Source organism: Bisbaumannia salifodinae, assembly GCF_055388505.1.
In genome coordinates this window covers 2,697,974-2,718,074 of record NZ_AP043781.1, presented here as the reverse complement: position 1 = coordinate 2,718,074, position 20,101 = coordinate 2,697,974, and the positions used below count along the sequence as shown (strand labels likewise).

The following is a 20,101-nucleotide window of genomic DNA, read 5'->3' as shown; positions in this document are numbered from 1 at the left end:
CCACCGCATGACCCCGAACGAACAGGAGTGACCCATGAATAGCCTCAACCCCAACCTGACCGCCGTCGACGCCGCCGAGAAGCAGCGAGTCTGGGAAGCCGATCGCGATCACTTCATGCACCCCTGGACCGACTTCTCCACCTTCAAGGAGACCGGTTCCATGGTCTTCACCGGCGCCGATGGGGTCTCCATCCAGGACGCCGACGGCAATCGCTACCTGGACGGCATCGGCGGCCTGTGGTGCGTCAATATCGGCTATGGCCGCAAGGAGATCGCCGAGGCGGTGGCGGAGCAGATCTGCGCCATTCCCTACTTCTCCACCTTCGGCCATCACACCACGCCGCCGGCGGCCAAGCTCGCCGCCAAGCTGGCCGAGCTGGCCCCGGGGGACCTCAACCACGTCCTCTACGGCTGTGGCGGTTCGGTGGCCAACGACACCGCGGTGCGCCTGATCCACTTCTACTTCAATCAGCTGGGCAAGCCCACCAAGAAGCAGATCATCTCGCGTATCGACGGCTACCACGGCAGCACCTACATGGCCATGTCGATCACCGGGGTCAAGGTCGACCATATTGGCTTCGATATCGACGAGCAGCTGGTGCACCACATCTCCTGCCCCAACCCTTATCGTCGCGACCCGGGGCTCAGCGAGGAGGAATTCTGCCGCCAGAAGGTCCAGGAGCTGGAGGACAAGATCCTCGAGATCGGCCCGGATAACGTGGCCGCCTTCTTCGCCGAGCCGATCATGGGCGCCGGCGGGGTGATCGTGCCGCCCAAGGGCTACCACAAGGCGACCCTCGAGGTGTGCCGCAAGTACGACGTCCTCTATGTCTCCGACGAGGTGGTGACCGCCTTCGGCCGCCTCGGGCATATGTTCGCCTCCGAGGACGAGTTCGAGATCGTTCCCGATATCATCACCTGCGCCAAGGGCCTCACCTCCGGCTACCTGCCGCTGGGCGCGACGATCTTCTCCGATCGCATCTATGAGGTGATCAGCAAGCCCCAGGCCGAGGGCGCCATCTTTACCCACGGCTTCACCTACTCCGGCCATCCGGTGAGCTGCGCCGCGGCGCTGAAGAATATCGAGATCATCGAGCGCGAGGGCATCTGCGAGCATGTGAAGGAGGTCGGCGCCTACTTCGAAGCGCGCATCCGCGAGCTCGGCGAGCTCGACCTAGTGGGCGACGTGCGTGGCCGCAAATTTATGATCTGCCTGGAGAACGTCGCCAACAAGGCGACCAAGGAACTGATCGACCCGGCGGCCAAGGTGGGCAATCGCATCGCCGACGCCTGCCAGAAGCGCGGCCTGATCGTGCGCCCCCTGGCGCATATGAACATCCTCTCGCCGACCCTGATCCTCACCCGCGAGGACGTCGACTTCGTCGCCGAGACCCTCAGGGAGAGCATCCTTGAGGTCACCGCAGGCCTGCGCGCCGAGGGCTACCTGGCCCGCTGATGTCGGCCACCCGCCACGCTCGAGGCGGGTGGCAAGAGCCGCTGTGCTAATACCCGTTTAACGATTCTCGTCGAGCGACCAGCGACGACGGGCCGGTGCGCTATGCACCGGCCCTGGGGCCGCCTTGTCTCGAATTCCCGAACGAGACGTTCCGCTAACAACCTATCGGGGGATCTATGGAATCCTGGACTCTTATCGGCTTCTTCGTGGCTTCCGGCGTGACGCTGGCCATCGCCGTTCTCGCCCTGGTGCTGGATACACGTCGGTCAGCGAACCGGAAGGGAGGCAAGCCCCATGCTTAATTGGACGCTACTCCTGGTATCCGCCTCGGCCATGTTCTTCCTATCCTGGCTCTCCATGCGGGCCTCGGGAGACAAGGACGAATCGGGCTTCCTGGTGGCCAATAACTCCCTGGGCCCCTTCGTGGCCGCCGCCACCATCATCGCCACCGGCTATAGTGGCTTCGTCTTTATGGGGGCGCCCGGCGTCGCCTATCAATACGGCTCCTTCGAGCTCTACTCCAACGTCTTCTATACCCCGGCCTTCCTGGTCGCCACGGTGTTCTTCGCCGGCTTCCTGCGCCGCAAGGCACAGCGCATGGGGAGCCGCACCATCTCCGAGTACATCGCCAATAGCCACTCGGACGGGGCGGCAGGACGCTGGCTGCGGGCGATTTCCGCCATCATCATCGTGCTGCTGCTGAGCGTCTTCCTGGTCTCCCAGATCCGCGCCATCGGCCTCTTGATGTCGGGCTGGCTCGGGGTCTCGTCCCATACGGCGGCGCTCTTCGTGACCCTGCTGGTGATCGGCTACACCATCTTCGGCGGCCTGCGGGCCGTGGCCTGGACCGATACGGTGATGATCATCGGCATGGTGGGGGCTTCCTGCGCGATCGCCTATGTGGTCTTCGTCCAGGTGGGGGTCGGCGATCTGATCGCGAGTCTGAACAGCATCGATTCCGAGCTCGCCAACCCCTCGACGGGAGCCCCCTACGGTGATAGCACCCTGTCCTCCTTCCTGGTATTGCCCTATGCCTTCATGTGGGCCGCGGTGCTGCCCTATATGTCGGTGCGCTTCCTGGCCATCAAGAAGGATGTCAGCATGGCCAGGGTAGGGATCTGGGTGGCGATCTTCGGCCTGCTGCTCAACTTTACCCCCCTGGCTGGCCTCTATGCGCGAGCCTATTTCCCGGAGCTCGGTACCCCCGACCTGGCGATGCCGACCTTTATCCAGGACGCCTTCGGACCGGTCATGGCCAGCGTGATCACGCTATTTATCCTCTTCGCCATGAAGTCCACCGCCAACTCATTGATGCACACCATCTCCACGGCGATCTCCTATGACATTCGCCACGCCTTGGGGGTCAAGAGTGGCTTCTTCAGCCGCATGGGCTTCAACCGCCTGATGGTGATCGCAGTGGGGGTGATGGCCTTCTTCGCCATGGCCTACCTGCCCCCGGTGATGGTGCTGTGGCTGGGCGTGCTGGGCAACGGCACCCTGATGGCTTCGCTGTTCGGGGTGTCGCTGTGCTCCACCTTCTGGCAGGGCAATAGCGCCGGCGCCTTGGCCTCCATCGCCACCGGCTTCGCCACCAGTGCCTTCGTGCTGCTGGGTACCGACTTGGGCTGGGTTCAGGGGCCGTTGCTGGGCTGCGTCGTCTCGGCGGTGACCTACGTTTCCGTCAGTCTCCTGACCCGTGCGCCGGCCGGGAAGGTGGCGACGGAGTCCCCCTTGGGTTGATATCGACGGCCGCTCGCCGGGCTCGGTGGGCGGCTCGCCGAAGATTCCGTATTTCCTGGCACAACAACAAGGTAATCAAGGAGAGAACTGATGGCCACGGGTCTGGTATTCGATGAAAGCTACTTCTGGTATGACAGCCTCAATCAACCCTTTCCTCCCTTCCTGGTGCAGCCCGGCGCCAACTATGATCGACCGGAGATAAAGCGTCGTTTCTATAACTTGCTTCAGCAATCGGGGCTAGCCGAACAATTGGTTAGCATCAAACCGCGCAGGGCCACGGATGACGAAATTCTTCGTGTGCATACTGGCGAATACCTGGACGCCCTCAAGGCCCAGGATAAGGGGGTGGCGGCGGTCGCCGGACCCGGAGCGGTCTTCGCCGCCGGAGGGCTCGACATCGCTTTGCTGGCGGCCGGTGGGGCGATGACGGCGGTGGAGCGGGTGATGGCGGAGGAGGTCGATAATGCCTTCGCCTTCGTCAGGCCACCCGGGCATCATGCGGAGAGCCACCGTGGTGCCGGCTTCTGCGTGCTGAACAATGTCGCCCTGGCGGCACGCCATGCTCAACGACTCGGCTGTGAGCGGGTCGCCATCGTCGATTGGGACGTGCACCACGGCAATGGTGCCCAGGAGATCTTCTGGAATGATGCCGACGTCCTGACGATTTCCATCCATCAGGACTACTACTTCCTCGAGGAAAATACGGGGACCGGCGATCACCGCGGGGGAGGGAAGGGCTTCGGCAGGAATATCAATGTGCCACTGCCTCCGGGGGGCGGAAACCGGGTCTATCAGGAGGTCTTCGAGCGGGTCGTGATGCCCGCGCTCAGGCGCTTTAACCCCGACTTTATCATCGTCGCTTCGGGCTTGGATGCCGGCTGCTATGACCCCCTGGCACGTATGGCCATGACACCCCGTGGCTTCAAGTATCTTGCCAAGGGAATCCGACGCGCCGCCGAACAACTGTGCAACGGGCGCCTGGTGCTGTGCCAGGAAGGCGGCTATGACCTGGCATCGACCCCTTATATGGGGCTTGCGGTGATCGAAGGAATATCGGGGATTGAATCGGGGATCGATAACGCCTTCGAAAGCTTTGGCTCGACCATCGCCTATACCGATGAGGTGCTGCCTCATCAGGAGGCGGTGATCGCCCTGGCCGAAGCCCATGCCGGTGATGCCTGGACTGAGCAAGGGAGTGAACAATAATGAAAATATTCGAGACACTAACATCGAAAAATATCCTGATGCCCTTCGCGGCGATCTATGGCGTCGGATTGGCACCACTGCTCGTCTTGCCCTATTTATTTAGTGCCTATATCACCAGCTTTGCCATCTCGGAGTCCGCGGCGGGGCTGCTGGTCACCTACAACCTCACGGCGATGTGTCTGGCGGCCTTCGCGGTCGCTCCCGTGGTGCATCGGCTACCCAGGCGGCCCTTGGTGCTCTTGGGCACGGCGCTGGCCGTGCTGGGGAATATCGGGGTGGTGATGGTGAACGATAGCGCCTCGGTGATTTTACCCCTGCTGCTCTCGGGGATTGGCTATGGGGTCGTGCTGGCGGTGGGCAATGCGGTGGTGGCCGGCTATGAGGATCCCGAGAAGACCTTCGATCGTGTCGTCCTGCTGGGCACGGTGCTGTTTATCGCCCTCCTGGTGTTGACGCCACAGTTCGCCAGCCGCTTTGCCCTCGATGGGGTCATGCTGGTGTTGATCGTCCTGCACCTGCTCTGCCTCCCCTGGCTGATGGCGACGCCGGAGCAGCGAGACCTCGTCGGCGAAGGGGCCTCTATACGCACTCCCCAGGCAGGCAAGCGCTCCTACCTGTTTCTGCTGACCCCCTTGTCGCTGGCGGTGCTGGCGATGGTGCTCTTCTATTTTATCCGCGACACCATGATCTGGATGTATGCCGAGCGCATCGGGGTGCATCGCCTCGGTTTCGAGCCGGGCGGGCTGGGACTGATCTTTGGGGTGCATGGGGCCACTTCGCTGTTGGGTCCATTGTTGCTTATCTGGGCCGGCAAGCGATTCGGGCGCTCGGCGTTGTTGATGTTCGGGATCCTCGCCTCCGGAGGGGTCACCCTGGCGGTCAGCCAGACGGATAGCCAATGGCTCTATGGTGGCCTCGTCATCGCCTGGTCGACGCTGCATTTCTTCACCTATAGCTGCCTGATGGGGGTGGCGAGTGTCGCCGACAAGCAGGGCCGCGTGGTGGCGGCCGCGGGAGGCGCGGTGATGGCAGCCAATGGCATCGCCCCGGTGGTGGCGGGCTACTCGGTGGAGTGGGGCGGCTATGCCGGTCTCGGTGCGGGGCTGGTCCTCTTCGTTGGCCTGACGCTTATCTCCGCCCTGTATGTCATCTACCGGGTGGGCAAGGTCGCTGAAGATGCGTCGCCACAGGCTAGTGAGGCATAAGGCAGTGGCGCTGCAACGGCCCGCGATATGGGCATCGACTCCGCATCGGGCGAGTGCCTGTCGGTAATATGATGCCTGTAGGGAAGCCGGTCGGGCTGCTAGAATACGCCCGACCTGGCTACCCTGACCCGAGGAGTCTTCGACCTCCATGTCTCATCGCGACTTCAAGCTTGCCCCCTCCATCCTCTCCGCCGACTTCGCCCGCCTGGGCGAGGAAGTGGACAATGTGCTGGCCGCCGGCGCCGATATCGTCCACTTCGACGTGATGGACAACCACTATGTGCCCAACCTGACCATCGGCCCCATGGTCTGCAAGGCGCTGCGCAATCACGGGGTCACCGCGCCCATCGATGCCCACCTGATGGTCAAGCCGGTGGATCGCTTGATCGGCGACTTTATCGAGGCCGGAGCCAGCTATATCACCTTCCACCCGGAGGCCTCCGACCATATCGACCGTTCCCTGCAGTTGATCCGCGACGGCGGCTGCAAGTCGGGCCTGGTGTTCAACCCGGCCACGCCGCTGGCCTACCTGGACCATGTGATGGACAAGGTCGACATGATCCTGCTGATGAGCGTCAACCCGGGCTTCGGCGGCCAGTCCTTCCTGCCCGGCACCCTGGACAAGCTGCGCGAGGCGCGTCGGCGCATCGATGCCTCGGGCTTGGATATTCGTCTGGAGATCGATGGCGGGGTCAAGGTGGAGAATATCGCCGAGATCGCCCGGGCCGGCGCCGACACCTTCGTGGCCGGCTCGGCGGTCTTCAATGCCGGTCGCGGCGAGGATCCTCACCGCTACGACAGCGTGATCCAGGCCTTCCGCGACGAGCTGGCCAAGGCCTGAAGGATGACGGCCGAGCGGCGCTGGACCCTTTACCTGCTGGAGACCGCCGGCGGTGCCCTCTATACCGGCATCACCACCGATGTGGCGCGCCGCCTGGAGCAGCACCGCAGCGGTCGTGGCGCCAAGGCGCTGCGCGGCAAGGGGCCATTGGTCCTCAGGTATCAGCAGCCGATGGAAAGCCATGGTGAGGCACTGCGCGAGGAGGCCGCCATCAAGCGGCTCTCCCCGGCCCAGAAGCGCGCCTGGCTGGCGCGGCAGCGGGATACCGCCGATGAGTCATAGTTAGCAGCCCTGCTATGCTGCAAGGGTTTGCCGGGCAAACCACCTCTACTTGAATGGAATGGAAAAGGGACGACTTATGGATGCGAATGGGGTAATGACCTATCTGCAGACTTCCGGGGCGAGCTTCGGTGTGAACCTGGTGGCGGCCATCGCCATCTTCCTGATCGGGCGCTGGGCGGCCAAGCTGTTGTACAAGCTGGCCACCAAGGCCATGGAGCGGGCCAAGGTGGAGCCGCTGCTGGTCAAGTTCCTGGGCAATATCCTCTATGCGCTGCTGCTGGTCTTCGTGGTGCTGGCGGCGATCAGCCGGGTGGGTATCCAGACCGCCTCGCTGATTGCCGTACTGGGTGCCGCCGGCCTGGCGGTGGGCCTGGCCCTGCAGGGGTCGCTTGCCAACTTCGCCGCCGGGGTGATGGTGATCATTTTCCGCCCCTACAAGATCGGCGACTATGTGGAGGCCGGCGGCGTGGCCGGGGTGGTGGACAGCGTGCAGATCTTCACCACCGAGCTGAAGACCGCCGATAACCGTCGCATCATCGTGCCCAACGGCCAGATGATGAATGGCGCCATCACCAACTACTCCAGCCACGACACCCGCCGGGTCGACCTGGTGGCCAGCGTCGGCTACGAAGCAGACACGGACACCGTGCGCCGGGTGCTGGAGGAGGTGTTGAGCGCCGACGAGCGCATCCTGCCGACGCCGGCCCCCAATATCCGCATGAGCGCCATGGCCGACTCCAGCATCGACTGGATCGTGCGCCCCTGGGTCAAGGCGGCGGACTACTGGGACGTCTACTGGGACCTGACCGAGCAGATCAAGCGGCGCTTCGACGCCGAGGGCATCAGCATTCCCTTCCCCCAGCGCGATGTGCACCTCTACCATCACGGCGCCGAGGCGCTGCCGGCCGAGGCGAGCATTCCCGCCAAGGTGGACTAAGGCCAGCGCCCGACCACGAAAAAGGCCGCCGAGCATTATGGCTCGGCGGCCTTTTTCGTGCCGGTGTTCTCGGCCTAGTGGAGCTTCATCTTCGGTCGCAGGAAGCGGTTCAGCCCATCCACCACCACCGTCATGCCGGTCTTGACGGCGCCATGAATGGCGAACTGGTGCATGCGGTAGAGGGAGGCGTAGAAGAGCTTGGCCAGGCGCCCCTCGATAAACAGGCTGCGCGCCGAGGCGCCGCGCATCAGGCTGCCCACCGCATCGAAGTGGGCCAGGGAGATCAGCGAGCCACGATCGCGGAAGGTGAACTCCTTGAGCGGCTTGTCGGCCAGGGCCGCGCGCAGGTTGCGATAGAGCACGCCGGCCTGCTGGTGGGCGGCCTGGGCCCGAGGCGGCACCCGCTTGTTATCCGGTTGAGGGCAACTGGCGCAGTCGCCGAAGGCGAAGATGCGCTCGTCGTCGATGCTCTGCAGGGTGGCATGCACCTTGACCTGGTGGTTGCGCTCGGTGGACAGCCCCAGCTCGGAGAGGAAGGGCGGCGCCTTGATGCCGGCGGCCCAGACGCTGAGGTCGGTCTCGATCTTCTCGCCCTCGGCGGTGATAAAGCCCATCTCGGTGACCTGGGTGACCCGGGTATCGGCATGGATATGCACGCCGAGCTTCTCCAGTTCCTTGTGCACCGCCTTGCCGATCCGCGAGGGCAGGGCGGGCAACACGCCGGGGGCGGCCTCCACCAGATGCACCTGCACCTGGCTCGCCTCGATGGAGGTAAAGCCGTAGCTCTTGAGCATCTTGGAGGCGTCGTAGAGTTCCGCGGCCAGCTCCACCCCGGTGGCCCCGGCGCCGATGATGCCCACCGTCAGCTTGGTGTGGGTACGCCGTTCCGGGGCGCTGTAGCGCAGGAAGGTGTTGAGCATGTCGTGGCGGAAGGCCTCGGCCTGCTGCGGGCAGTCGAGGAAGTGGCAGTGCTCGGCGACCCCGGGAGTCCCGAAGTCGTTGGAGACGCTGCCCAGTGCCAGCACCAGGTAGTCGTAGTCCAGGTGGCGGGCCGGCAGCACCACGCTGCCATCGTCGTCGAGGATCGGCGCCAGGGTCAGGCGGCGCGCCTCGCGGTCGATATCGCTCAGGGTGCCGCGCTGGAACTGGTAGCCATTCCCCTTGGAATGGCCCTGGTAGGAGACCTCATCGAGGCCGGAATCGAGGGCGCCGGTGGCCACCTCATGTAGCAGGGGTTTCCAGATATGGGTAGGGTTGCGATCGACGAGCACGATCTCGGCGCGCTGGCGCTTGCCGAGTTTGCGACCGAGCCGGGTGACCAGCTCGAGTCCGCCCGCGCCTCCGCCGACCACCACGATGCGTGGTAGCGTCATAGAGACTCCTGACAAAGTGTGTAAGGGAGAGGTTTGAAAAAGTTGCCCGGGGTCAGGACACAGGCCTCGATACGGCGGTCGGGCGTCACGGCGGGGGTGTCGTAGGCGTCCGGCCGAGTAGGGAGGGAGATGCCCTGGAGTCGGCAACGGCTGGCCCTAGCATAACGTTACGACGTTCGTCTGCCTATGGCCGACGGCCAAAAAGTGGAAGATTTTTTCGTAATATTACATGCATAATCGGCATGGCCGATTCGACCCCTGTCTGACACCACGAGGAGCGCCCATGCATCCCAGCCTGGAAGGCATCACCCTGGTCAGCTTCGACCTGGACGGTACCCTGGTGGACTCGGTCCCCGACCTGGCCGCGGCGGTGGATCTCACCCTCGCCGATATGGCCCTGCCCGCCGCCGGCGAGGCCCGGGTACGCGACTGGGTGGGCAATGGTTCCCGGGTGCTGGTGGAGCGGGCCCTGACATCGGCCCTGGGCCGGGCCCCCGAGGCCGAGCGCCTGGAGTCGGCCCATGCTCGCTTCCTTTACCATTATGGCCAGGCTCCGGATGCCCGCACCCGCCTCTACCCGGGGGTGCGCGAGGCCCTGGAGGGGCTCGCCGGGCGCGGCCTGACCCTGACGCTCGTTACCAACAAGCCGGCGGCCTTTATCGCGCCGATCCTCGAGGGGCTGGGTATCGATGGGTTCTTCGCCCGCTGCCTGGGCGGCGACTCCCTGGCCGAGAAGAAGCCCCATCCGGCGCCGCTGCTGGCCATGAGTGGCCACTTCGAGGTGCCGCCGTCGCGCTGTTTGATGGTGGGCGACTCCCGCCACGATATCGCCGCCGGCAAGGCCGCCGGCTTCCGTACCCTGGCGGTGCCCTATGGCTACAATCACGGCGAGCCGGTGGCGGCCTGCGGCCCCGACGGCATGGTTGAATCGCTGGCGGAACTCGTTTAGTGTTCCTTCGCTAAGGCGCTATAAAAAACGCCGATTTGATAAGAAGTTGCTATAACTTTCTCGCACGGACACCACTCCCATGCCCGGTCATTTCCCTTCGAATCGTCAGGGCCTCGCCACCCTGATGCGCGAGGTCAAGCGCTGGCGATGGTGATGCCCTCGGGCCGCCCCGGCGGCCGCCGCTAGCCATTTTCCGAGACACCACCAAAGGACTTGACGGGCATGATGACTCCCGACCGCTTTCAGGAGCTGGCCCAGGCCGGCTACAACCGTATTCCCGTGACCCGGGAAGTGCTGGCCGACCTCGATACGCCACTTTCCACCTACCTCAAGCTGGCCCAGGCGCCCTGGACCTTCCTGCTCGAATCCGTGCAGGGCGGCGAGAAGTGGGGCCGCTACTCGATCATCGGCCTGCCGTGCCGCGAGCGCCTCGAGGTGCGCGGCTTCACCGTGCGCCACCTGGATGGCGACAAGGTGATCGAGGAAGCCGAGGCGGAGGACCCGCTGGCCTGGATCGAGGCCTTCCAGTCCCGCTACCGGGTGCCGCGGCTGGACGACCAGCCGCGCTTCGACGGCGGCCTGGTGGGCTACTTCGGCTACGACACCATCCGCTACGTGGAACCACGGCTGCGCAGCGCGGCCGCCGCCGCCAAGGCCGATCCCCTCGGCGTGCCGGATATCCTGCTGATGGTCTGCGAGGAGCTGGTGGTCTTCGACAACCTCTCCGGCCGCCTGACCCTGTGGACCCATGCCGACCCCGCCGAAGCCGACGCCTACGAGCGGGCCCGGGAGCGCCTCGAGCGCCTCGAGATCCGGCTGCGCAGCGCCACCGTCAATACCCAGAGCCCCGGCACCGGGGCGCCGGCGGTGGAGGAGGGCGACTTCACCTCCGGCTTCACCGAGGGCGGCTTCAAGGCCGCGGTGGAGACCATCAAGGAGTACGTGCTGGCCGGCGACGTCATGCAGTGCGTGCCCTCCCAGCGCATGTCGATCGGCTACCAGGCGCCGCCGCTGGACCTCTACCGCGCCCTGCGCAGCCTCAACCCCTCGCCCTATATGTTCTTCCTCGACCTGGGCGACCACCAGGTGGTGGGCTCCTCCCCGGAGATCCTCACCCGCCTGGAAGAGGGGGAGGTCACGGTGCGGCCCATCGCCGGCACCCGGGTGCGCGGCAAGAGCGAGGCGGAGGACCAGGCCCTGGAGAAGGACCTGCTGGCCGACCCCAAGGAGGTCGCCGAGCACCTGATGTTGATCGACCTGGGGCGCAACGACGTGGGGCGCATCAGCCGCACCGGCACGGTGAAGGTCACCGACCAGATGGTGGTGGAGCGCTACTCCCACGTGATGCATATCGTCTCCAATGTCACCGGCCAGCTGAAGCCGGGGCTGACCGCCATGGACGTACTGCGCGCCACCTTCCCGGCGGGCACCCTCTCCGGGGCGCCGAAGATCCGCGCCATGGAGATCATCGACGAGCTGGAGCCGGTCAAGCGCGGCGTCTACTCCGGGGCGGTGGGCTACCTCTCCTGGCACGGCAACATGGACACCGCCATCGCCATCCGCACCGCGGTGATCAAGGACGGCCAGCTGCATGTGCAGGCCGGCGCCGGCATCGTCGCCGACTCGGTGCCCGAGATGGAGTGGCAGGAGACCCTCAACAAGGGCCGAGCCCTGTTCCGCGCCGTGGCCATGGCCGAGCGCGGCCTCGACAACCTGGAATAACGCCTGCCGGCAGAGGCGAGGCTGGGGGTCAGCTGGCGGGAATCGCCACCAGGCTCAGCAGCCGGCCCTGCCAGCGGCAGAAGCCGCCCTCCAGCTCGCGGCCGGCGGGCCAGGCTGGGGAGAGGTCGCTGAGCAGACGCAGCCGGGCGTGGCCGTCGGCCCGCCAGCTCAGCAGCTCGGCGTCGGGGAAATAGAAGCGCCGGCCCACCAGCGGGTAGAGCGCCTTGAACAGGCTCTCCTTGAGGGAGAAGGTCAGGGTGACCGCCAGGGCCGCCGCGTCGGCGGGGAGCCGCTCCCGCTCCGCCGGGGTCAGCACCCGGCGTGCCAGGCGAGCGGCCTCCTCGTCGCTCAGCAGTCGTTCCGCGTCCAGGCCCAGGCCTCGATAGGCCGAGCGCTGGCCCACCAGGGCCGCCGCCCAGCCATGACCATGGGTAATGGCGCCGACGCAGCCCTCGGGCCAGCGCGGCGCCCGATCCTCGCCCATATCGGGGGCCTGCCAGCGACCATCCAACTGCCAGAGCGCCTGGCGGGCACACAGGCGCCCGGCGAGAAACTCCGCCTGGCGCTTGGCGGCGGCACTCGCCAGGCGCGGAGGCAGGACGATACCGGCCGTGGCGAAGGCGGCGGCTTCGAGGCGCTCGGCATCGAAGGGGGCGGCCACCAGGCAGGTGCCGGGCAGGGGAAAGGACCAGGGCCAGTGGCGCGCCAGGGGGCCACAGCAGGGGGGAGTCTCGATCATGGGCGAATTCTGCCACGAAGCCGGGCCCGGCACTAACGCCGGGCGCCTTGACAGCTCGCCGCGCCGGCCGCACCATACCGGCATGAAGACTCCAGATCACACACATTCGAGCCAGTGGTGGCGCTCCTAAGGTGGGGCGGCTCCCTCGTGTCTTGAATGACGATGCCGCCTGCAGGGCGGCATTTTTGTGTCTGGGCTTCCTGCACGGCCGGCGAAAAGATACCGAGGATGATCTGGGCCACTCCCTGGGTAGCCTTTCCCACGCCAACTGGACACAAGCATAGAAACAGGACCATAAAGCCATGTCCGTGCTGATGATCGATAACTGATATCGGCGACCGCACCTTTCCTTATCCCTCCGCAAGCCCCTCCCAAGCCTCCGCAACCACGGCCTTTCCTGTTCGCTGTTGTTCTCTGCAATCCATATGCATCCGCTGAAAGTGTGAGTAAGATTGTGAGTACACCCACCGCTTACTCACACTGCCCATGCCAATCTCCGACACCAAGGCGCGGAATGCCAAGCCGCGCGAGAAGCTCTACCGCATCGCCGATGGCCATGGCCTGTGCCTCGAGGTCCGCCCGTCTGGCCGCAAAACCTGGCGTCTCCGGTACCGCCTCGACGGCAAGGCCAATATGTTCACGATTGGCGACTACCCCCATGTGAAGCTGGGTGAAGCCCGGGAGCGGCGAGACTGGGGGCGAAAGCTCATCGAGCAGGGCATCCACCCCAGGGACCAGGATCAGCGCGACAAGCAGACCCGCCAGGCCAAGCAGGCGCAGACCTTCCGCCACGTCGCTGAAGAGTGGTACCAGCAGCGCGCCGGCGAGTGGACGGAATACTATGCCGGCCAGGTGCGGCGAGGCCTCGACAACGATATCTACCCCGCCTTCGGCGACAAGCCGATCCGTGAGGTCGGGGCGGCGGATGTGCTGGAGCTGATCAAGAAGGCCGAGGAGCGCGGCGCTCCCACGGTGGCGCAGTTGCTTCGCCAGTGGATCAGCGCTGTCTTCCGCTATGGGATCATCAACCTAATGGCGGATACCGACCCAGCAACCTTCGTCAAGGGCGCGGTCTCTCGCCCCAAGGTCAAGCATGCGGTGGCGCTCAACGACAAGCAGCTGCGCTTCCTGCTGGGGCAGATCGAGGTATTCGGCGGGTACCGAACCACCCAACTGGCGATCCAACTGCTGTTGCTGACCATGGTGCGCACCATCGAGCTACGCCGGGGGCGCTGGAAGGACGTGGACCTCGAGGGCGCCATCTGGCGGATCCCCGAGAGCGATATGAAGATGCGGCGCCCGCACCTGGTGCCGCTGTCGAAGCAGGCGGTGGCGTGTTTCAAGGAGTTGAGGGAATACACGGGGGGAGGGGAGCTGATACTGCCCGGCATGAAGCACCCGCGGCAGCCGATTCATCACACGACGATCAGCCAGGCGCTGGTGCGGATGGGCTTCAAGGAAGGGGGATTCGCGCCGCATGGCTTCCGGGCAACGGCCTCGACCGTGCTCAATGAGCAGGGCTGGCCACCGGACGCCATCGAGCGGCAGCTGGCTCACGCGCCGGCCAGCCGGACGCGAGCGAGCTACAACCATGCCCAATACATGGAGGTGCGGCGCGACATGATGCAGTGGTGGGCGGACTATCTGGACCGGCTGAAGCAGTCCAAGGAGGGGGAGGGCTAGGAGGCCTTTTTCCATTCGGCCTCGATCCAGGCATCGATCTCGGTCTCGCGCCAGAGGCGCTTGCCGTGAAGTAGCTTGCCCTGGGGGAATTCGCCGCGGCCAATCATGGCGTAGATGGCGGTCTTCTTGAACCCGACCTTGCGCTCCAGCTCGGGCAGGGGGAGTAGGCGATCATGAGCCATGGGGATCCTCCTCGATGTTCAGCTTGCAGTATTCGTTCAATGACTTGTCTTTGGCGTGCCATGGGACGAAAAACTGGTAACTGCTGTCCGCCCGGACGGTTACGTCGAACCCCCGGGCGTGCAGCTCCTTAAGCAATGACCAACCGTGGTCGATAGAGTCGCCTCCTGGTCTGCTCGCTTTAGCAGCCTTGCCGAGTAACGACGCGATCACGTTATCCATGGGGCGACTCCTCGGCCCGCCGGCGCGACATATCCGCCTCGCACTCTATGTCGGCCAGGTTGCTCGCCAAGAATTCGCGCGCCATTCCATCCTTGATGTGCCTGACCGCCCACTCCAGCGCCTCGGCCCTTTTCAGCGCATCCCGGCGGGCGAGGGAGGTGGTGGGCGAATCACTCAAGAGGATGGCGCCGTAATGGTCCCACTCATCACATGGTGAATGATTATCGTGCGGGTGTTCTGCCATCGGAGATCCACACATACATACCCCTGTGCCGGCGGGGGCGTGTTCAATGAATGAGTGGAGCCTCTCCACATGCGCCGCCAACGCATCCCGCTCATCCTCCGCCACCTGCGCCCGCTTGATCGCGCCATCTCGCTCGCCCTGGGTGTGCTCCAACTCCTCTGCCAGAACCGTCTTTTCGGCTTCCAGCTCAGCATTCCGCTGAGCCAGCCGCTCATATGCATCGTCAGTCATACGCCCTCCAGTGTCAGATGGTCGAGGATCTCGTCCTTGCTCATGCCAGGGTTGCGCCGCTTGGCCAGGTAGTAGTCCTCGATGTTCACGCCAGACGCCTCGCACAGCTCACGGATTGTGTCGGTGTGGCACCAGTAGTCGGCGTAATACTCGGCGGGTTGCAGGCCGGCCAGATCCTCGGGAATGTCCAGGCCCTGTAGCTGTGCGCGACGCACCAGGGTGGTGGGCGAAACGCCCCATAGTTCGCCCAATCGGCGCAGGGTTTCAGCGGATTGAGGCTTGGTCATTGACTCACCTCCCTCACATCAACCGGCGCACTCTCCAGCGCCTTGCGTGCCTCCGGGCCCAGCCCGTCCCGGGCGATTGCCTCCATCAGGCGCTGGGCAAACTCGGCCCAGGCGAGAATCTGTCTGACATGGATGGCCAGCTCGGGCGTCGTCATGGCGTGATCCGCATCTCCGGCTGCGCGATGCAGTTGATCGATTAGCCGGAGTGCGGATAGCAGATCCTCTCGATTGCCATGATGATCGGACACGATGCCGGCAATCTCCCGCGCCACCTCCGGCGATAGGCGGCAGTCATAGCCGCGTGACAGCAGCGGCTGTAGCTGCGCTAGGTCGTCGCTGATTGGCATGATTCGTCCTCCTGTGCCGGCTCCGGGCGGTTCCGACGCCACTCCTCTACCGCCAAGATAATGGCGCCGCACGTCACACAGCGGCCGTCAAGGTTGTAGCAGTGATTCCACTTGTCTCGGCAACTCGGGCAGTAGTAATCGCTCATCTCAACCTCCGATATAACGGCAGCCCATCACGCAACCCCGCATGATCTACAATCCCGCGATGGTGCCAGTGATGTAGCGCAGCCTCGGCCAATCGCCCGGACTGCGTGCTATAGCGCAGCGGCAATTGCCGGCAGATGGCCGCGGCCAACTCTGGCAACGAAAACGGCCCTGGCAATGTGCTCAGGGCCGCTAGTTGGTTTGCCTCGGTGAGAACGCATCCTGTCAAGGGCGTGGTGATGGGGTCGAATCTAGCCATCGCCTCCTCCATCGCCATCTGCGGCGGCAAGGGCTGCGCGGGCCACGCTCACAACATCGCCATCAACCATGCTTTCGCAAGAGGCGATTTTGCGGAGAGCCTCGGCTAGCAGGTCGCGCTGCTTTTCCATGCGGATGGCAGCTTCTCGCAAACAGAGAACCTGCTCGCATGTCGTGTAGCTCATATTCTTGATGCCCATCACTCCACCTCCTGCTTCCGGTAGCCAGCTCGATAGAGGGCGCGGCACACTACCTGCACTCCATCTGTTTTCATCGACGGTGCCAACTCTTCGAGCATCGCCTCGACGGCACGATCCTCCTCGCTGCGGATAGGGCGGAAATCGTAGTCCTCGATACGACCCACCGTCTCTAGGTCGCTGCCGGGGTGGGTGAAGATAGCTATCTGCTTTCCCATAGCCACGATGGTTGTCTCGTGGAAGTCAGGGTTCGCCCATTCTGGCGTAGCACCCTTGTGCTTCGATTCGATAGGCACCCCTATCGGAGGCAGGCCCTCTCCATCCCACTCCACCGCCTCGGGCTCTAGGCACTCGGGGCACATGCCTCGGCCTCCACATGCACAACTGTCGTCTGGCGTCTCTGGCTCGCTGGACTCGTCGAGGATGGGGCGGTAGGCGATGATGTCATCGGGGCCAGCGATGTCGCCAGGAGCGCTCCACCATCCCGGCGACCAATTACCGGCAAAGCCTTTTCGACACGCCCCGATGCGATACCTCACTTCTACCCACTGGCCGCTAGGCAAAGGACACTCCCCACCCTCCCACGGAATCCAGCCGTCGGCGTCGGCCTGGACGATCTCCCAGACGTGCTCGTACCCTTCCGGTCGAAAGGCTGCATCCCTGTATGGCCGGTGCTCTTTCGTCCGCCCGTGGATCGCATACATCACGCCGCTCTCCTTTGATTCAGTGGGCCGCCGCTCCAGCGTTTGGCGCCAGTCGTGGCCGGCGGGTAGCCCTCCATTGAGAGCCTTTTTCCCGAACCGGGGATCTTCTTTGTGATCTCCGTGATACCAAAAGTCAGCGGCAAGTTTTGGTCGCCCATTGAAGAACCACCATGATCCGTCTTCGTCTTGCGCCAACCACTCGGCCCACTCCGGCGCATCATCCCACGACGGCTTGTTGATGAGCTCAGCGCGGCGTTGGAGCCACATTTTCTCGTTAACCCTGCCTTGCGGGGTCACCTTTTCCCGCCCGTCGGAAGGCCATGCCGCCAGTTCCATTGCCAGTTTTGTCAGTGCGTCTTGGCTCATACCCATCTCCTATACCCCCGTTGATCCAAACGCCCCTTCCGCTCGCCATGTCTCATCCAGTTCCTCGACCTCCACGGCCTCGGCGAGATAGGGCGTGACGACTAGCTGTGCGATGCGATCACCGGGGCGGATTGATACTGTTTCGTGGCCGTGGTTCACCAGGCTGACCTGGATTTCTCCGCGAAAATCGGCGTCGATTAGGCCGGCCAATCGATCTATGCCGTGATGCACGGCGATACCCGAGCGCGGCCATATCTGACCGCAAGTGCCAGGTGGGAGTGCGGCGGCGATGCCGGTGGGTAGTAGCATGCGGTGGCCGGGAGCAATGTCGGCTCGGATGGTGCAGTACAGGTCAAAGCCGGCGCTACCCTCAGTCGCCCTGACAGGCAGCCTGGCGTCATCGGCCAGGCGCTTGAACTGGATCATGAGTCCCCCTGTATTCGCTTGATGCCGTCGTGAGGCAAGAAATCAGTGCCTTTGCTCTGCCCGGTGTTTCGGAGGTAATCAACCTCCACTCGTGCGCTGTCGATGATCGCGCCGGCCACGCCCTGGATGGCTTTACCCCGCTCCACCTCGCGCTTGATGCCGTCTTCGTCCAGCGATTCATCGCCCAGCCGCTCAAGCTGAGCAAACAGATGTTCTCTGAGGTCAGTGATCTTGGTTTTCAATTTCCCGCCTCCTCTGGTTCATCTTGCGAGTCAGTACGCCCTTGAGCTGATATAGCTGGGCAATCTCAGGCCCGTATCGGTGATAACTATTTCGCTCCATGTTCTCGGCGCGGCTGACCAGCTCCAGGTTGTCGATGGTGATGTTCTGACGGTTGCCGTCCTTGAATCTCACTAGATAGCCGTCAGGAATCGGGCCGTGATGCTCCTCCCAAATCAGGGAATGCACGCTACGCCAGTTGTCCTTGGGGTGTTCCGCGCCTTGGGTTTTGCGCTCCAGGATGCCGTCCTTGTTGACGCGCTCCGTGCCGATTGGCACCCAAGTAGGCGGCTTTTGTCCGGGCTTGAATCTCCCCTTCTCGCTGCCTGCCGGGCTATGTGACTTGCCCTTGTTCCACGGGGCTTGCCCTTTCTCGAAGCATCCGCGACGCGGCGGCGTGTAATCCGGCGCTTTGCGCAACTGCAATTTATGGGCTCTCGATGTTATGGCCTGCCCTGGCCTTCCGAATATCCTCTCCAGCACTCGGTTTTCGTTGTGCGGATACAGTCGCTCTAGGTCGGCGTCGTCCTCTGGCGACCAGGGCTTGCCGTGGTTTCGCATGGGGCCTCCCTCAGCGGCGACTGGCCGCTCCATTCGTTGACCAACAGTGCCAGGCGCAAACAGGTAATCTCCCCACGCCGCCAGGCATCGACAGCGCGGTCTATGTCCTCAACGTGGGCGATCATGCGCATGGTGGCGGCTAGGCTGGTGTTCATGTGGCCTCCTCGCGGGGAGATAGCTGGTAGCAGACGACCCTATCGCCGAGCAGATCCTTTCCCGCGGGCTCGATCTCTCCGCGCCGCGCTAGTGACTGAACGGTGCGCGGATGGACTGCTGTTCCATCCATGAGCCTCCACCCCCCCCGATCAGATATTGAACTTTCTGTCCTGCTTTCATGGAGCGCACCAGGCGCTCTTGTGGCTTGGTGTGTGGCATGGTTGCCTCCACGAAAAAGGCCACCCTTGGGTGGCCTTTCCTTCATGTGTGGGTCGCGAGTTATGCACCCCTGAACACGCCGCGCGGCAGAGGGGGATGGCCAGCATTGGCCGCCTCGCCGTGCTCCGCATGCCACTGGTGATGGCATCCAGGGCAAAGCCAGCGCACGTCAAGCTGACGCAGATAGTCGTCATGGTGGGCGTGCAGCGTGAACCGACTCTCATTGCAAACCTCGCAGCCATCCGGCCTTTCAATTCTGCCGTCGATCAGCGCGTGATTGACTCGGTTGTGCGCCTGCTGCTTGATTGCGTTCTGCTTGCGGTACTGCTTGAGATATCCAGGGCCATGACGGTTACCACGCCTCCTGTCATATTCGCGGTAGTAGTCGATCTTATCGGCCCTGTTCTGCCGTACCCTGGCCTTTCGACACTCCTTGCAGGTGTTGTCCCGGCCATCCCTGGCGCAAGGGCTCTTGTAGAACCCATCGAGCGGCTTTTCTTCGCCACATTTATGGCATGCCTTCATCCTGACACCCTCCATATAGGCATAGAAAAGGCCGCTGATAGGCGGCCTGAATCATAATAAAATCAATGACTTACTAGAATGGAATAGAGTCGTCAAACTCCCCGCCCGGCGGATGCGGCGCTGCCGGCTGCTGGGCGCCGTACTGCCCCGGGGCGGGCTGCTGGGCTGCTGGGGATTGTTGCTGGCCCTGCTCGCCATAGCCTTGGGGCGATGTGTAGCCGCGGTCGTGTCCCTCGGGCTGCTGACCACCGCCACTGCGACTGTCGAGCATCTGCATGTCGCGCACCTTGATTTCAGTGCTATAGCGATCCTGGCCGTCCTGGGCCTGCCACTTGCGGGTCTGCAGGCGCCCTTCGATATAGATGCGCGAGCCTTTCCGGACATACTGCTGGGCGATCTCCGCCAGCTTGTTGAAGAGCACCACGCTATGCCATTCGGTGCGCTCCTGACGCTGGCCGCTCTGGCGGTCGGTCCAGCTGTCGGTGGTGGCGATACGCAGGTTGGCCACCGGGTTTCCGGAGGGCAGGAAACGCACCTCCGGATCCTGCCCCAGGTTGCCGATGATGATGACCTTGTTGACTCCACGGGCCATATTGGTCTCCTTGTTCGGGGCCCCGTAGGG

24 protein-coding genes are annotated in these 20,101 nt (G+C 63.9%); 10 read left to right on the top strand and 14 right to left on the bottom strand.

All coding sequences use genetic code 11. The features are described from left to right. Window positions 1–34 precede the first annotated feature (34 nt). The 7 genes from ACZ5EF_RS12750 to ACZ5EF_RS12720 all read left to right on the top strand — a co-directional run bounded on the left by ACZ5EF_RS12750 (window position 35) and on the right by ACZ5EF_RS12720 (window position 7,667). The gene (locus ACZ5EF_RS12750) at window positions 35–1,456 is read left to right on the top strand and encodes an aminotransferase (RefSeq protein ID WP_346063531.1); all 1,422 of its coding nucleotides are present in this window, start codon (window positions 35–37) and stop codon (window positions 1,454–1,456) included. 294 nt (window positions 1,457–1,750) lie between these two features. Continuing rightward, a complete protein-coding gene (locus ACZ5EF_RS12745) occupies window positions 1,751–3,196 on the top strand; it encodes a sodium:solute symporter family protein (protein ID WP_346063532.1) in 1,446 nt (481 codons plus the stop codon). 90 nt (window positions 3,197–3,286) lie between these two features. After that, on the top strand, window positions 3,287–4,402 hold the full coding sequence (locus ACZ5EF_RS12740; RefSeq protein WP_346063533.1) for a class II histone deacetylase: 1,116 nt from the start codon (window positions 3,287–3,289) through the stop codon (window positions 4,400–4,402). Continuing rightward, window positions 4,402–5,607, top strand: a complete 1,206-nt coding sequence (locus ACZ5EF_RS12735; RefSeq protein ID WP_346063534.1) for an MFS transporter — start codon at window positions 4,402–4,404, stop codon at window positions 5,605–5,607. The genes ACZ5EF_RS12740 and ACZ5EF_RS12735 overlap by 1 nt, the downstream gene beginning before the upstream one ends. Window positions 5,608–5,755: 148 nt before the next feature. Next, a complete protein-coding gene (rpe, locus tag ACZ5EF_RS12730) occupies window positions 5,756–6,448 on the top strand; it encodes a ribulose-phosphate 3-epimerase (protein ID WP_346063535.1) in 693 nt (230 codons plus the stop codon). Between the two features lie 3 nt (window positions 6,449–6,451). After that, entirely contained in the window at window positions 6,452–6,730 is a 279-nt protein-coding gene (locus tag ACZ5EF_RS12725) for a GIY-YIG nuclease family protein (RefSeq protein WP_346063536.1), read from the top strand. Between the two features lie 94 nt (window positions 6,731–6,824). Then, window positions 6,825–7,667, top strand: coding sequence for a mechanosensitive ion channel family protein (locus ACZ5EF_RS12720; RefSeq protein ID WP_346063537.1), 843 nt, complete (start codon window positions 6,825–6,827; stop codon window positions 7,665–7,667). A 74-nt stretch (window positions 7,668–7,741) separates the two neighbouring features. On the opposite strand, the gene ACZ5EF_RS12715 is transcribed toward ACZ5EF_RS12720, so the two are convergent. Beyond that, window positions 7,742–9,040 (bottom strand): NAD(P)/FAD-dependent oxidoreductase, encoded by a 1,299-nt coding sequence (locus ACZ5EF_RS12715; RefSeq protein WP_346063538.1) that lies wholly within the window; start codon window positions 9,038–9,040, stop codon window positions 7,742–7,744. Between the two features lie 283 nt (window positions 9,041–9,323). Between ACZ5EF_RS12715 and ACZ5EF_RS12710 the strand changes: the two genes are divergently transcribed. Both ACZ5EF_RS12710 and trpE read left to right on the top strand, forming a co-directional pair. Further along, the gene (locus tag ACZ5EF_RS12710) at window positions 9,324–9,989 is read left to right on the top strand and encodes a phosphoglycolate phosphatase (protein WP_346063539.1); all 666 of its coding nucleotides are present in this window, start codon (window positions 9,324–9,326) and stop codon (window positions 9,987–9,989) included. Window positions 9,990–10,214: 225 nt separating this feature from the next. Next, window positions 10,215–11,711 (top strand): anthranilate synthase component I, encoded by a 1,497-nt coding sequence (gene trpE, locus ACZ5EF_RS12705; protein ID WP_346063547.1) that lies wholly within the window; start codon window positions 10,215–10,217, stop codon window positions 11,709–11,711. Between the two features lie 28 nt (window positions 11,712–11,739). Here the strand turns inward: trpE and ACZ5EF_RS12700 are convergent, their stop codons facing one another. Continuing rightward, the gene (locus ACZ5EF_RS12700) at window positions 11,740–12,450 is read right to left on the bottom strand and encodes a 4'-phosphopantetheinyl transferase family protein (protein WP_346063540.1); all 711 of its coding nucleotides are present in this window, start codon (window positions 12,448–12,450) and stop codon (window positions 11,740–11,742) included. Between the two features lie 486 nt (window positions 12,451–12,936). Between ACZ5EF_RS12700 and ACZ5EF_RS12695 the strand changes: the two genes are divergently transcribed. Then, window positions 12,937–14,133, top strand: coding sequence for a tyrosine-type recombinase/integrase (locus ACZ5EF_RS12695; RefSeq protein WP_346064046.1), 1,197 nt, complete (start codon window positions 12,937–12,939; stop codon window positions 14,131–14,133). Here ACZ5EF_RS12695 and ACZ5EF_RS12690 read toward each other — a convergent pair. The 12 genes from ACZ5EF_RS12690 to ssb form a co-directional block, all read right to left on the bottom strand. Then, window positions 14,130–14,315 (bottom strand): helix-turn-helix transcriptional regulator, encoded by a 186-nt coding sequence (locus ACZ5EF_RS12690; RefSeq protein ID WP_346064045.1) that lies wholly within the window; start codon window positions 14,313–14,315, stop codon window positions 14,130–14,132. The two genes, ACZ5EF_RS12695 and ACZ5EF_RS12690, sit on opposite strands and share 4 nt — an antisense overlap. Beyond that, window positions 14,305–14,535 carry a hypothetical protein gene (locus ACZ5EF_RS12685; RefSeq protein WP_346064044.1) on the bottom strand — a complete coding sequence of 77 codons (231 nt, stop codon included), beginning with the start codon at window positions 14,533–14,535 and terminating at the stop codon, window positions 14,305–14,307. The genes ACZ5EF_RS12690 and ACZ5EF_RS12685 overlap by 11 nt, the downstream gene beginning before the upstream one ends. Next, window positions 14,528–15,010 carry a hypothetical protein gene (locus tag ACZ5EF_RS12680; RefSeq protein WP_379729990.1) on the bottom strand — a complete coding sequence of 161 codons (483 nt, stop codon included), beginning with the start codon at window positions 15,008–15,010 and terminating at the stop codon, window positions 14,528–14,530. The genes ACZ5EF_RS12685 and ACZ5EF_RS12680 overlap by 8 nt, the downstream gene beginning before the upstream one ends. After that, window positions 15,007–15,297 (bottom strand): hypothetical protein, encoded by a 291-nt coding sequence (locus tag ACZ5EF_RS12675; protein WP_346064038.1) that lies wholly within the window; start codon window positions 15,295–15,297, stop codon window positions 15,007–15,009. The genes ACZ5EF_RS12680 and ACZ5EF_RS12675 overlap by 4 nt, the downstream gene beginning before the upstream one ends. Continuing rightward, entirely contained in the window at window positions 15,294–15,644 is a 351-nt protein-coding gene (locus ACZ5EF_RS12670; RefSeq protein WP_346064037.1) for a hypothetical protein, read from the bottom strand. Before ACZ5EF_RS12670 ends, ACZ5EF_RS12675 begins: the two co-directional genes overlap by 4 nt. 395 nt (window positions 15,645–16,039) lie before the next feature. Beyond that, complete coding sequence (locus ACZ5EF_RS12665; RefSeq protein ID WP_346064035.1) at window positions 16,040–16,246, bottom strand: hypothetical protein; 207 nt, start codon at window positions 16,244–16,246, stop codon at window positions 16,040–16,042. Further along, window positions 16,246–17,313: a hypothetical protein gene (locus tag ACZ5EF_RS12660; protein ID WP_464122113.1), complete on the bottom strand. Its 1,068-nt coding sequence runs from the start codon at window positions 17,311–17,313 to the stop codon at window positions 16,246–16,248. Before ACZ5EF_RS12660 ends, ACZ5EF_RS12665 begins: the two co-directional genes overlap by 1 nt. Before the next feature lie 9 nt (window positions 17,314–17,322). Then, a complete protein-coding gene (dut, locus tag ACZ5EF_RS12655; protein WP_346064048.1) occupies window positions 17,323–17,739 on the bottom strand; it encodes a dUTP diphosphatase in 417 nt (138 codons plus the stop codon). Continuing rightward, on the bottom strand, window positions 17,736–17,981 hold the full coding sequence (locus ACZ5EF_RS12650) for a hypothetical protein (protein ID WP_346064049.1): 246 nt from the start codon (window positions 17,979–17,981) through the stop codon (window positions 17,736–17,738). The genes dut and ACZ5EF_RS12650 overlap by 4 nt, the downstream gene beginning before the upstream one ends. Further along, window positions 17,962–18,579: an HNH endonuclease signature motif containing protein gene (locus ACZ5EF_RS12645; protein ID WP_346064050.1), complete on the bottom strand. Its 618-nt coding sequence runs from the start codon at window positions 18,577–18,579 to the stop codon at window positions 17,962–17,964. The genes ACZ5EF_RS12650 and ACZ5EF_RS12645 overlap by 20 nt, the downstream gene beginning before the upstream one ends. A 435-nt stretch (window positions 18,580–19,014) precedes the next feature. Beyond that, the gene (locus ACZ5EF_RS12640; RefSeq protein WP_346061929.1) at window positions 19,015–19,479 is read right to left on the bottom strand and encodes a hypothetical protein; all 465 of its coding nucleotides are present in this window, start codon (window positions 19,477–19,479) and stop codon (window positions 19,015–19,017) included. Between the two features lie 73 nt (window positions 19,480–19,552). Further along, the gene (ssb, locus tag ACZ5EF_RS12635) at window positions 19,553–20,071 is read right to left on the bottom strand and encodes a single-stranded DNA-binding protein (protein ID WP_346061928.1); all 519 of its coding nucleotides are present in this window, start codon (window positions 20,069–20,071) and stop codon (window positions 19,553–19,555) included. Window positions 20,072–20,101: the final 30 nt, after the last annotated feature.